Origin of the sequence: Embleya sp. NPDC020630 (genome assembly GCF_044334985.1) — a bacterium.
GTDB lineage: Bacteria > Actinomycetota > Actinomycetes > Streptomycetales > Streptomycetaceae > Embleya.
Genome location: NZ_JBIRUB010000016.1, coordinates 58,006 through 70,835, shown reverse-complemented (window position 1 = coordinate 70,835; position 12,830 = coordinate 58,006). Strand labels below are relative to the sequence as shown.

Below are 12,830 nucleotides of genomic sequence, written 5' to 3'. Positions count from 1 at the left end.
GCCGACCCTCGGGCCGGGGGTCAGCGGTGCATCGTCACGGTCGAGGGCGGCGTCGGGGAGTCCGGCGCCGCCCTCGGCGTGTCCGCGGCGTCCTCGGCGGGCTCCCCCGGGACCGGCTCGGGCAGCCGGGAGCGGAACAGGCCCGGGGTCCAGTCCTTGAGCCGCATGGCGGGCTTCTCCACCAGGTACCACGAGGCGGCGGCGAGCACGAGGGTGCCGAGCAGCGACAGCCCGAGATAGCCGAGGAAGCCGTGCCGGTTGTACCCGAGCACCACCAGGAACTGCTCGACCACGAAGCCGTAGATGTAGATGCCGTAGGAGAGGTCGCGCTTGCGGCCGACCGATCGGAAGGGCTTCGGCAGGCGCACCACGAGCCACATCAGCGCGTAGGCGAAGGCGGGGAAGCCGAACACGAAGAAGCCGCCGAAGCGCATGCTCGCGACCAGCACGAGGAGCGAGACGACACCGAGCACGTCGCTGACCGGGATCCGCTCCCGGTAGAGCTGGAAGAGCATGCCGACGCAGAACAGGAAGCTCAGATAGATCAGGTATTGGCTGTACAGCGGGCCGATGAACCCGCTCAGGACCGGGACGTGGATGTCGACGCCGTCGGTGTTCTGCGGGCCGCGCCAGCCGGGGGCGTGCACCAGGTCCATCACGATCCAGCCGTAGAGCAGGGCGGTCAGCAGCAGTACGAATCGGCGGGATCCGCGCAGGACGCCCGACCAGGCCATCGCCGCGACGACGAGGTAGCAGGTCATCTCGTAGCTCAGCGACCACAGCGCGCCGTCGAATCCGGGATCGAACGCCTGCCCCGACTTCTTGCCGGACGCGAGGATGTTCGAGATGTCCAACTGGCGCAGACCCGTCCACCAGTTGGCGCGGACGTAGTCGAACGGCCCTTCCCCGTGCCGCCAGAAGCCGTCCAGAGAGCCCTGCTGGTGCCGAAACATGATCGGCGCCGCCACGAACGCGGTGAACAGCACACACACCCACAGGGCGGGCAGGATCCGCAACAGGCGATGCCAGAGGTAGCGCCCGGTCGTGGTGCGCATGCCGCTGCGGGTGATCAGGAAGCCGGACAGGACGAAGAAGCCGTAGACGGACATCCGACCGAGGCCGACCTGCTGACCGGTGAAGCCGTTGCCCGGCTCACGCTTGCCGAAGCCACCCAGGATGTGTGCGTGCGCCACCACGACGGCCGTGGCCAGCAGCAGTCGGATCAGCCCGATGCTGTTGTCCCGGCCCGAGAAACGATCGGCCAACGTCCCCTGTCGGCCCATTGAGAAAACGCGTCGCACGCGTTCCACGCCCTTCCGATGCGATTACCGCACAGCAACGTGGGAGCTTTTCCGTGCGATGTATGAACTCTGTACACGAAATCCCGTGCATGGTAACGGTCGCACCGCCCCCGGGTCGGGCATCTCCGCGCCGCCGGGTCCGAGCCCCCGTCGCGGGTCCGCCGCACGTTCGGGATGCCGGATAGGCTCGCGTCATGAAGTGGCTTGTCACCGGCGGTGCCGGGTACATCGGGACGCATGTCGTGCGAGTGTTGCTCGCGGCCGGTGAGGACGTGGTCGTCGTCGACGACTTCTCCTCGGGCGAGCGGAAGCGGGTGCCCGACGGGGTGCCGCTGATCGTCGGGTCGGTCCTGGATCGGGCACTCCTCGACGAGACGTTCCGGACGCACCGGGTCGACGGCGTGGTGCACATCGCGGCCAAGAAGCAGGTGCCCGAGTCGGTCGCGCGTCCCCTCTACTACTACGAGGAGAACGTGGAGGGCCTGCGCACGCTGCTCGCGGCGATGGTCGCGGCCGAGGTGCCCCGGATCGTGTTCTCCTCCAGCGCCGCCGTCTACGGCATGCCCGACGTGGACCTGGTCGACGAGGACACCCCGTGTCTGCCGATCAACCCGTACGGCGAGAGCAAGCTGGTCGGCGAGTGGCTGATCCGGGCCACCGCGCGGGCGCACGGGATCTCCTACGCCTCGCTGCGCTACTTCAACGTCGCGGGCGCCGGCGCGCCGGAGCTCGCGGACGCGGGCGTGTCCAACCTCGTGCCGATGGTGCTGGAGAAGTTGACGGCCGACCGGGCGCCGGTGATCTACGGGGACGACTACGCCACCCCCGACGGCACCTGTGTGCGCGACTTCATCCACGTGGTGGACCTGGCCGAGGCGCACGTGGCCGCCGCCCGCCGGCTCGCCGCCGACCCGGACACACGCCTGGTGCTCAACGTCGGCCGCAGTCGGGGTACCTCGGTCCGCGAGATGGTGGAACTCATCCGCGAGGTCACCGGTTTGCGCGAGTTCGCGCCCCAGACGCTGCCCCGGCGCGCCGGCGACCCGGCCCGGGTGGTCGCGAGTGCCGAGCGCATCGCGGCCGAACTGGGCTGGAAGGCCCGCCTGGACGTCTCCGACATGGTGGAGAGCGCGTGGGCGGGGTGGCAGGCGCGGCGCGGGTAGACGGGCGCGGGACGCGCCACGGGGTGAGCGCCGGGCCGGCCGAACGTGTGCCGCGCGTCCTGTGCTCCCGAATCACCCCGAGCGCCTTCGTGTGCTCCGAACGCCTCGATGCGACGCCGGCTGCCCGGTCGGCGTCGCGGGGAGTGCGTGGAGTGAAGTGCGCCGGGATGAATCGGACTTGGGGCTTTTGTCCTGTGGGCCGAATCACTACGGCTGCGGGTGCAGACGGGTACGGCGATGGGTAACGACGCCATTCCGGACCCGAGACGCGCGATGCGCCTGTGACGAACGGGGTTTCGGTGATCATTCCCGGGTGATCCATACGAGGCTTGATCAAGGTTCTTTGTCACCCGATCCGGCCGAATCCACCACGGAACGCCAACTACGGTCCTTTCCGTAAGGGATCATCTACATTGCGCTCAACCGCAAAACGGATAATCGGCTTCTATCCGACACAGACTTGTGATCTTCGGCGGGGCCTGCTTAGCGTTCGATCCGTCCGTATCCCACACGGACCCCGATCGCCGGTACGCCGAATCCTGTCGCCGGCCGTTCGGGAGGCTGACGAGCACCACACGACAGGAGCGGGGGAACCACAGGTGAACCGCCGCGCACGGCACCGATCGAGACGGTCGGCGGCCGTGAACGGCTTGGGGTGAAGCCACGTTCTTCGGAACGTGACCGGGCTATCGATCTCCGGCCCGAATCCGACAGCTCACCTCGTAGGCGTGGGAGAGGATCCAGCCATGCTGTCCGGAACCGGGCGTCATCGCCGTCGCAGCACCAGCAGGACCACGCGTCTGATCGCCGCGGCCGGCGTCGCCGGTGTCGGCGTCGCCATGCCGATCATCGGGGCGGGCACGGCTCAGGCCGCGTCCGTGAGCACCTGGGACAAGGTCGCCCAGTGCGAGAGCACGGGCAACTGGAAGATCAACACCGGTAATGGCTTCTACGGCGGCCTCCAGTTCACCCAGAGCACCTGGAACGAGTTCGGCGGCTCGCAGTACGCCGCGCGCGCCGACCAGGCGACCAAGAGCCAGCAGATCGCGATCGCCGAGAAGGTGCTCAAGAGCCAGGGCCCCGGCGCCTGGCCGGTCTGCTCGGTCAAGGCGGGCCTGACCCGCGGCGGTGCCGCTCCGGACCTCGACACGGGCTCGGCGGGCGGCAAGACCGCGCCGAAGACGGCCCCGAAGACGGAGAGCGCCAAGCCGGCGCCGAAGACCGAGACCGCCAAGCCGAAGATCGAGGTCAAGAGCGAGGCGCCGAAGACCGAGGCGCCCAAGGACGAGACTCCCAAGACCGAGGCGCCCAAGGCCGAGACGACCGCCAAGACGGACGCGACGGGCGGCTCCTACGTCGTGGTCGCCGGCGACACGCTGTCGCAGATCGCGAACGCCCGGAACGTGCCAGGCGGTTGGCCGAAGCTGTACGAGGCCAACAAGAGCGTGGTCGGCGAGAACCCGGACCTGATCTTCCCGGGCCAGCAGCTCACGGTCGACGGCAAGGCCGCGCCGGCCGCCGAGACCAAGACCGAAACCAAGACCGACCCCAAGGCCGAGGCGCCGAAGGCGGAGACGCCCAAGGCCGAGACCAAGACCGAGGTCAAGCCGGCCGCCGCGCCGAAGACCACGGTCAAGTCCGAGAGCACCAAGGCCGACTCCTCGGCCAAGGGCTCCGAGCAGGCCTCCGGTTCGTATGTCGCCCCGGTCTCCGGCGCCACCCTGACCGCGAGCTTCGGCTCGGGCGGGTCGCGCTGGTCCAGCGGCCACCACACCGGCCAGGACTTCGCCGTCTCGACCGGCACCACGGTGCGCGCGGTCACCTCCGGCACGGTCGTCTCGGCCGGCTGGGGCGGCGCGTACGGCAACGAGGTCGTGATCCGGCACGCGGACGGCAAGTACACCCAGTACGCGCACCTGTCCTCGATCTCGGTCAAGGCCGGGATGAAGGTGCAGACCGGCCAGAAGATCGCGCTCTCCGGCGCGACCGGCAACGTCACCGGCCCGCACCTGCACTTCGAGGTCCGCACCACGCCGAACTACGGCTCCGCGGTCAACCCGATGACGTGGCTGCGCAGCCACGGCGTGAACGTCTGATCCACCGCACTCCCGCGCCGAACGGCGGGCGTCCCCTTCGGGGGATGCCCGCCGTTCGCACGTGCGGGCCGCGCGGGCGCGGGGGTGGGGCGGGCGCGGCGAGCGGCCGGGCGGGCCTGGCACGGGGGGGGCGAGGCCGACGCGGGGCGGGCGGCAGGCCGGGGGTGGGGGACGCGCGGGGCGGGTGGGTGGAAGTCCCGGGGCGTAGGACGATTCCGGCGCGGGGGTCGGGTGCCGGAGCTTCAGGCGCCGGGGTTCAGGCGCCGAGGCTTCAGGCGCCGAGGCTTCAGGCGCCGAGGCTTCAGGGGTCGGGGCTTCAGGGGTCGGGGCTTCAGGCTTCGGGGCTTCGGGGGGCGGGGCTTCAGGGCAGGCGGGTCGTGTGCAGGGTGGTGGTCGGGTCGAGCCACAGGGCGAGTGGGCGGCCCGTGCCGTCGAGGGTGGTGGTCGGGCCGGTCGGGGTCGGGTGGTCGTCGAGCACGAGCGGGGTGGGGGTCGCGCCGAGCACCACCGGGCGGCCCTCGGCGTCCCGGGTCGCGGTGAGCAACGTGCCGTCGGGGCGGGGCAGTTGCCATAGCGGCTCGTAGCCGGCCCCGGCCGTGCGCGTGGCCGTGGGCACCCACGTGGCGGGGCCGGCCTCGGTCGTGCCCGCGATCTCGGCCGTGCCGGCCCGCCGGTAGCCGACCGTGACCCGGCCGTCGGCGCCCACCGACGCGGCGGGCGGCCCGACCGGGTGATCCGCCGCGATCGTGCGCGGCGGACCGGACCGGTCGCCGACCACGTCCCAGGCGCGGATGCCCTCTCGGGCCGTGCCGAACACGGTGACCCGGCCGTCGGGGCGGGTGACCGCGGTCGGGCCCTCGACGATCTCGGCGCCGCCGAGGTCGCGCCACGGCGACCACACCGTGCTCCCGGCGGGCAGGTACCGCGTGCCGATGCCCTTGGCCCGATCGCGCGCGAACAGGTGCAGCCCGCCCGCGCCGTCGGCTTGCGCCACCGGTGGGCCCAGGCCCGTCGCGCCGCCGTCCGGGCCGCCCAGGTCCTGCCACGGGCCCAGGCCGCCGCCGGGCGCCGACTCGATCGCGGTGACGATCGCGAGCCGGTCCCGATCGGCCCGGTCCGCGCCGCCGATCCGCAGCGCGAACACCCGGATCCGCCCGTCCGCCATGCGCACCACGGCCGGGGCCGGGGCGAGTTCGCCGTCGCCGGGGGCGCCCAGGTCGCGCGCTGCGGACCAGACGCCCGCGCCGTCCTCGGCCCAGCGGGTGATCCGGCCGCCGAGCACCGACCAGGCGCTCGATCGACCGTCCGCGCCGAGCACGGGCCTGGGGCCCGGGTCGGGGAAGCGGTAGGTGGTGCTCTGCGGCCAGTTGCTGCGGGACGCGGTGTCGCGCACCTTGAGGTCGCCGCAGTCCGCCCGGCCCGGGCAGTCGTGCTCGCGGTCGGTCCAGCCATAGACCCGGGTGATCGCGTCCTTGCGCTCACGGGCGGCCGGCTCCAGGTTGTGCGGCCAACGCTCGTTGTAGTAGCCGCGATACGCGATCGCCGCGGCGGCCCCGACGGGCCGGTCGGTGTTGTAGCGGCGCAGCGCCTCCCAGGTGAACCGCGCGGCGGCGGTGTGGTCCTGGTGGTCGGAGACGCCGTGGTTGTCGGCGTGCGCCGGGTGCTCGTCGTCGTGCTTTTGGCGATCGGGGTCCGGGTCGAGCGTGCGCACCACGCTCGGCGCCTGGGCCCGCATCAGGTCGGTCAGGGACCCGATCAGCCCGTCGCGGGTGTACGCGTACGGCCCGCCCGCCGGCTCGTCGAGCGGCGCCAGCGTGTCGAGTTCGCGCTCCTGTCCGTTCCACAGGGTGCGCAGCCGACCCTTCGCGCCGATGCCCTCCTCCTTGCGGGTGTTGAGGAAGACCAGCTTGATGTTGGGCGCGTCGACGAGGCGGTCGAATTCGGCGTGCGCGCCGTCGCGCAGGCGGATGCTGTGGCGTTCCCAGCGCGCCGCGCGGTCCCCGAGCGCCATGAACGCGTAGGCGGCGCGCGAGCCGTTGTTGCGCGCCGCCGCGTACGCCCGCACATCCGGACGGCTCCCGGGGCCGTTGCGGCCGTCGGCCTCCCCCGCGGTGAGGAAGACGGTCACGTTGTCCGTGCCGGCGCGCACCGCGTGGTCGATGTCGGGGTTCATGAAGTACAGGTCGTCGTCCTGGTGGGCCACCACCTGCATCACCGCGCCGCCGACGCCGGGCGCCGGGGCCAGCGCCTCGATCCCGATCGGCAGGGTCGGCGCGTACCGGGTCGGCGATCCGTAGGGGCCGGTCAGCTGTACCACCGCGGCGGTGAACGCGGCGGCCAGCACGGCGGCCACGGCGGTGAACCTGCCGGTGCCGGGGATCATCGCCATCTCGGCCGGGCCTTTCTGCCGTCGAGGCCCGTCCGGCGGATCGGGTCGCGTCGTCGCCCCAGGGCGGACCGCCCCATCATCGCCGCTCGCCCGCCCCCGGCCGCACCCGGCTCGACCGCGCGGCGCGGCGAGCCCCGCCCGTCAGCGCGCGCGGGTGTCGCCCGCGGTCGCCTCGCGCGGCCGGTCGGCGGCGGGCAGTCGCGGCTGCGTCCGAGCGCCGGCCGCGCTCCCCGCCTTGCCCGCGCCGGTCGAACTCGCGTTCCCGGCTGCGGTCTTGCCCGGGTCGGCGGCCGGACTGCCCGCGCCCGAGTCGTTGTTCGCCGAGCCGGGGCTGCGGTCGGGCAGCGACTTGGCGCCCTCGGGGGTGACCCGGGTCGCGCCGATGTAGTCGGGCTTGTCTATCGGGCCGAACTTGATCACCGTGCCGGTGTACGGCGCGTGGATCATCTGGCCGTTGCCGACATACATCCCCACGTGGTGGATGCTGCGCGGGTCGCGCAGGTCGGTGGCGAAGAACACCAGGTCGCCCGGCAGGAGTTGGTCCCGCGAGGGGTGCCGGCCGGCGTTCCACTGGTCGTTGGCCACCCGGGGCAGTGTGATGCCCACCGTCTCGTAGGCGGCCTGGGTCAGCCCCGAGCAGTCGAACCGGCCGCCGTCGGCGGCGGTGCCCTCGCCGCCCCACAGATAGGGCGTGCCGAGCTTGGTCTGCGCCCAGTTGACCGCGCCGGCGGCGAGCGCCATCGGCTGCAACGGCGTCTGGACCACGCCGAAACTCTGTTCCAGGGCCCGGATGTTCTTCACGTAGTCCTGGGTCTGCGTGTACGGCGGGATGCCCTTGTACTGCATCACCCGGTACGCGCCCGCGTTGTACGCGGCGAGCATGTTGTTGGTGCGATCCCCCGGTACGGAGGCGACGTACTTGGCGAGCGAGCAGTCGTAACGCGCGGCGGCCGGGATGGCGTCGGCCGGATCCCACGGGCTCGCCTGGCCGTCACCGTTGCCGTCGGTGGCCCACTCCGGCCAGGTGGTGGGCATGAACTGGGCGATGCCCTGGGCCCCGACGTTGCTGACCGCCTTGGGGTCGAAGCCGCTCTCCTGGTACAGCTGCGCGGCGAGCAGCGCCGGCGAGATCTCCGGGCACAACCGCCCCCACTTGTCTATCGAGGACGCGTACGCGGCAGGCACCGTGCCGGGGGCGAGCGCCATCGTGCCGCCGGCGCCGGTCTGGCTGCCGGAGGCGGACTGCATCGCGCCGACCCCCACCGTGAGCAGGCCGACCAGACCGAAGGGAATCGCGAATACGATGCCACCGGCGACCCAGGCTTTGCGCATCGCGGGTACCCCCCGATTCTCCGCGGCCGGGCGGGGCCGCGACGGACACTCCGAAGCTCATTGTGCGCGCCGTGATTGCTCTGCGCAATCACCCGTGATACACACAGTGAGCAGACACACTTGCCGAGGTGGTAGCCCGATCGGCTTCCCCACAGCACAATAAACGAACGACCCACTCCTGCCGTCGAATGTGACGACAGGCAACCAAAGCCCGACCTCGGGGGCGGTGAAAAACGTGTTTCTTGCAGAAGGCAAAGGCAACGGCGGCAACGGTGACATCAATACGATCATCGGCGGGATAGCTCCGAACTGGGGCCCGTTCGCAAGGCTGGGCGGCGAAGCCCGGATCATGGTCGAGGTGATCATGGCCGTGGCGCTGCTGCTGTGCCTGGCGATCGCGATCTGGGGCGCGGCGAAGCAGCGCATAGGAGCGACCGCGATGCGCGACACGTTCAGCGCGGAGCAGGGCAAGGGCCTCATCATCGCCGGTCTGACCGGCGTGTTCATCATCGGATCGCTCGGGACGCTGTTCACGATTGTGTACGGAATGGCGATCTAGACCGGTTCGCACCCTGCCGTCCCCAAGGTGGCGAATCCCGTGGTGTTTCATCCCGGGCGCGGCGCACTCCGGCGCGTCGTGCGCCCCGAAAACGGAATGCCCCATTCCGCATTCGGGGCAGAGCAGCAATTCCGGTTCCTTTCCCGGACAATCGAGCCTGTGTTCACGCAACAGCGCGGTGCCACCGGTATGACCGCCCATCTGGGAAGATCGTTCCGGCTGCAACCGAACCCCGCGGCGCTCGGCCGTCGGGGACTGTGTTGTGCGCGCAGGTCGCCCGCAACGTCCGGCCTGCCGCGGTAAGGGGGGACAGGCCATGAGCGACGAGGAACCCGCCACGCGTACCCGCCTGCCCAGACCCACCACCTCACCGGAGGGTCCGGAGCCCAGGCGCAACCCCATACTGTCCGGGATCGGCGTCGTGGTGGTGATCGCCGTGGTCATCATGTCCCTGCTCTTCGCCGCGAATCGCTCCGACGACGGCGACAAGGGCGGCGCGGACGACACCGCGAAGAGTTCCTCGGCCGCCCCCGAAGCCCCGGCGGGCGGCCCGCCGCTGTCCGCCGCGCAGGTGCCGGAACGCACCGAGTCGGGTGTGCCCGTCGGCTATCCGCAGACCGCCGAGGGCGCCCAGTCCGCCGCGGCCAACTTCGTTGTCGCGTACGGCTCGGCCCGGATGTTCCGCGCCCAGCCGCGCACGGCGATCATCACCACCATCACCGATCCGGCCGTGCGCGACGGCCTGCTTGCCCGGACCGACCAGGTGTTCCGGGCGCAGACCACCGTGTTCGGCCTCCAGCCCGACGGCACCGCGCCCAAGGGGCGCACGTTCGTCTGCCGGGCCGTGCCGATGGGTACCAAGTCCATTGCCTACACCCCCACTTCGGCGACCGTCGAGGTGTGGAGTGTGGGCGTGGTGGGGTTGGCGGGGGCCGACTCCACGAAGCCCGTGGCCGAGGCGTGGAACACCACGACCATGCGCCTGTCGTGGGTGAACGGGGACTGGAAACTGACCGAGTTCAGCCAGAAGGAGGGTCCGACACCGGTGGCCGGACTCCAGGATCCGTCCGGCGCCAACGACATCGCCAAGGCCGACGGGGAGTTCGGGGAATTGCGCCATGCACGCTGACCGGGAACGCCGCAGCCTTCGCACCCGATTCCTGACCGCCGGCGGGGTGTTCGCCGGCCTCCAGGCCCTCCTCGTACTCGGCGCCACCCGCGTGTGGGCCGACCCCACACCCGGCGCCACCGCCTCTCCCGGCGCCTCTCCCGGCGCCTCCACGAGCCCCAGCGCGCCGGCGAGCAAGCCGGAGTGCGACCTGCTCACCGGCCCCGCCAAGGACATCTGCAACAACGGCGGCCCGGGCGCGCCGGGTTCGGGCCCGCTCGGCACCGTCACCGACCCGCTCGGCTCGATCGCCAAGGGCTGCGCCGACGCGGCCACCTGGATCATCGACAAGCTGGCCGGGGCGGTCAACGACACCACCCAGGTCGACTTCACCAACCCGGGCTTCCTGCGCCAGTACGCGGTGGTGTTCGCCGCGTCCACCTTCCTCACCCTGATCCTGTGGATCCTGGCGGTGGCCAAGCGCGCCGTGCGCGGCGTCCCGATAGGCACCGCGATCAGCGAGGCGATCGGCTACCTGTGGCTGGCGGTGATCGCCTCCGCATTCACCCCGCTCGTGCTGTACCTGGCCGTCTCGATGACCGACGCGATCACCGCGGCCATCGCGACCGGCACCCAACAGGACACCAACAAGTTCCTCGGCGGCTTCTCCAAGGCCCTCGATCCGGCGAGCGATCTCGGCGGCGGCCCGGTCATGCTGATCTTCGTGTCGCTGCTGTCGATGGCTGCGGCGGCCGTGTTGTGGGTCGAACTCCTGGTCCGCGCCGCGATGTTGTACGTCGGCGCGATCCTGGGCACCGCGGTGTACTCGGGCCTGGTGGACAAGGCGATGTGGCACCACGTGCGGCGCTGGGCGGGGATCATGATCGCGGTGCTGCTGGCCAAGCCGGTGATCGTGATAGTCCTCGGCCTGGCCACCGCGGTCTCCACGGGCGGCAAGGACGACGCGTTCTCCGCGGTGCTCTCGGGCCTGGCGATCCTGTTCCTCTCCATTTTCGCGAGTGTGCTCATCTACCGGTTCGTGCCCAGCATCGGCGACGACATGGCCGCGCTGCACAGCAGTCGCAAGGCGATGCAGTCGTCCGGACCGGCCTCGGCGGTCAACGGACCGGCCACGTACGTGAAGCAGGGCATCCAGGCACACGCCTCGCGCGGATCGACCGGTTCCGGCGCAGGCTCTGCCCCGGTGACCGCGAACGCCGTATCGTCGGGCATTGCGGCCCATGGCACCAGGGGCGGGGGATCGGGCGGCGCTCCGGCTCCGACGCCGACCCAACCGCCCACGGCCAGTCCCGCGGCAACGCCTCACGCGAGGAACGGTAAAGAGTAATGACAACGCAACCGGTCGCCCGACGCCGGACCTTCCTGATCGGCAAGGCCAAACCCACCGCGGTCATCGGCAAGAACCGCGAGCCCGGCGAGATCTTCCTGATCATCGCGGCCGGCGGCCTCGCCCTGCTCTGGGGTCTGGTGGTGCCGATCCTGGTGCTGCGCATCGCGGGTCTGGTCGGCTTCCCGTTGCTCGCGTTCGCCGCGGTGTACATGCCGTACAAGAAGCGCACGTTCTACCGGTGGTGGGAGATCAACCGGACGTACAAGCGCACGCTCAAGCGCGGCGCGAAGTATCGTTCGGCGGTCACCGAGGCGGGCACCAAATTGACCGGGCAGGGCGTCGCGGTGGGCGCGCCGCCCGGGGTCGGCCGGGTGGCCTGGACGAGTGTGCCGTTCGGTCCCGACGATCTGACCGTGTTGATGCACCTGGAGCGGCGCACCGTCACCGCCGCGATCGAGATCGAGGGCCCGGGCGTGGGGCTGCGCGACTCGGAGGACCAGGAGGCGCTGGTCGAGCGGTTCGGCACGCTGCTCAAGCACGTGGCCAACGGCGATGGCTTCGTCACCCGCCTCCAGGTGCTGGCCCGCACGCTGCCGGCCGACCCCGACGCGCACGCCAAGGACGTGGCCCGGCGCGGCGACCACAGGGCGCCGGCGTGGGTGCAGGACTCGTACGAGCAGTTGCAGTCGATGGTGTCCACCTCCTCCGAGCAGCACCGCGCCTACCTGATCGCGTGCATGCACTACACGCGCGAGCTGGCCGCCGAGGCGAACGTGATGGGCAAGGGCGACAAGGGCATCGGCGTGGTGATGGCGCGCGAACTCACCGACGTGTGCGCCCGGTTGACCGAGGCCGACATCCGGGTGCGGCAGCCGCTGAACGAGGCCAGGCTGGCCTCGCTGATCCACTCGATGTACGACCCCGAGCACCAGATCGACGCGTTCGAGGGTATGCAGGCCCGCTACGCGTGGCCCGCCGAGTTGGACGCGACGCATCCGAACTACCTGGAGGCCAAGACCCGCGAGTCGGACTCGGCCGAACCGTGGTGCCACGCCACGGCCTGGATCAAGGAGTGGCCGCTGACCCCGGTCGGGGTCAACTTCCTCGCCCCGCTCCTGGTGCACACCCCCGATGTGATCCGTACCGTCGCGGTGACGATGGACCTGGAGCCGACCGACGTCGCGATCGAACGCATGCTCACCGAGAAGACCAACGACGACGCCGACGCGGCGCGCGCGGCCAAGATGAACCGGGTGGTCGACCCGCGCGACATGGCCCACACGGGCCGGGTCGACCAGCGCGGCGAGGACCTGGCGGGGGGTGCGGCGGGGGTGAACATCGTCGGCTACATCACGGTTTCCTCGCGCAATCCGGACCAGCTCTCCCGGGACAAGCGCACGATCCGGGCGTCGGCGGGCAAGTGTTTCCTCAAGCTGGAGTGGTGCGACCGCGAGCAGCACCGCGCGTTCGTCAACACGCTGCCGTTCGCGACGGGTATCCGCAAGTGAGCGCGGGCGGTTCGGCCGCCCGG

Annotated in this window: 9 protein-coding genes and 1 riboswitch; of the genes, 6 read left to right on the top strand and 3 right to left on the bottom strand. The window is 71.2% G+C overall.

Annotated features, from left to right (window positions below; all coding sequences use genetic code 11):
• Nucleotides 1–20: 20 nt before the first annotated feature.
• Nucleotides 21–1,283 carry an acyltransferase family protein gene (locus tag ACH4XV_RS36640; protein ID WP_395796898.1) on the bottom strand — a complete coding sequence of 421 codons (1,263 nt, stop codon included), beginning with the start codon at nucleotides 1,281–1,283 and terminating at the stop codon, nucleotides 21–23.
• 212 nt (nucleotides 1,284–1,495) lie between these two features.
• Here ACH4XV_RS36640 and galE point away from each other — a divergent pair, with 212 nt between their 5' ends.
• Both galE and ACH4XV_RS36630 read left to right on the top strand, forming a co-directional pair.
• Nucleotides 1,496–2,464 (top strand): UDP-glucose 4-epimerase GalE, encoded by a 969-nt coding sequence (galE, locus tag ACH4XV_RS36635; RefSeq protein ID WP_395796896.1) that lies wholly within the window; start codon nucleotides 1,496–1,498, stop codon nucleotides 2,462–2,464.
• 520 nt (nucleotides 2,465–2,984) lie between these two features.
• Nucleotides 2,985–3,206: riboswitch (cyclic di-AMP (ydaO/yuaA leader) on the top strand.
• 4 nt (nucleotides 3,207–3,210) lie between these two features.
• Entirely contained in the window at nucleotides 3,211–4,560 is a 1,350-nt protein-coding gene (locus ACH4XV_RS36630; RefSeq protein WP_395796894.1) for a transglycosylase family protein, read from the top strand.
• Between the two features lie 361 nt (nucleotides 4,561–4,921).
• On the opposite strand, the gene ACH4XV_RS36625 is transcribed toward ACH4XV_RS36630, so the two are convergent.
• Both ACH4XV_RS36625 and ACH4XV_RS36620 read right to left on the bottom strand, forming a co-directional pair.
• Entirely contained in the window at nucleotides 4,922–6,949 is a 2,028-nt protein-coding gene (locus ACH4XV_RS36625) for a PIG-L family deacetylase (RefSeq protein WP_395796892.1), read from the bottom strand.
• A 141-nt stretch (nucleotides 6,950–7,090) separates the two neighbouring features.
• On the bottom strand, nucleotides 7,091–8,281 hold the full coding sequence (locus ACH4XV_RS36620) for an NlpC/P60 family protein (RefSeq protein WP_395796890.1): 1,191 nt from the start codon (nucleotides 8,279–8,281) through the stop codon (nucleotides 7,091–7,093).
• A gap of 235 nt (nucleotides 8,282–8,516) precedes the next feature.
• On the opposite strand from ACH4XV_RS36620, the gene ACH4XV_RS36615 reads away from it, so the two are divergent.
• The 4 genes from ACH4XV_RS36615 (at nucleotide 8,517) to ACH4XV_RS36600 (ending at nucleotide 12,807) form a co-directional block, all read left to right on the top strand.
• Nucleotides 8,517–8,840 carry a hypothetical protein gene (locus tag ACH4XV_RS36615; RefSeq protein ID WP_078979333.1) on the top strand — a complete coding sequence of 108 codons (324 nt, stop codon included), beginning with the start codon at nucleotides 8,517–8,519 and terminating at the stop codon, nucleotides 8,838–8,840.
• Between the two features lie 316 nt (nucleotides 8,841–9,156).
• Complete coding sequence (locus ACH4XV_RS36610) at nucleotides 9,157–9,969, top strand: hypothetical protein (protein ID WP_395796888.1); 813 nt, start codon at nucleotides 9,157–9,159, stop codon at nucleotides 9,967–9,969.
• Nucleotides 9,959–11,296 carry a hypothetical protein gene (locus tag ACH4XV_RS36605; protein ID WP_395796886.1) on the top strand — a complete coding sequence of 446 codons (1,338 nt, stop codon included), beginning with the start codon at nucleotides 9,959–9,961 and terminating at the stop codon, nucleotides 11,294–11,296. The genes ACH4XV_RS36610 and ACH4XV_RS36605 overlap by 11 nt, the downstream gene beginning before the upstream one ends.
• Entirely contained in the window at nucleotides 11,296–12,807 is a 1,512-nt protein-coding gene (locus ACH4XV_RS36600) for an SCO6880 family protein (RefSeq protein WP_395796884.1), read from the top strand. Before ACH4XV_RS36605 ends, ACH4XV_RS36600 begins: the two co-directional genes overlap by 1 nt.
• Nucleotides 12,808–12,830 lie beyond the last annotated feature (23 nt).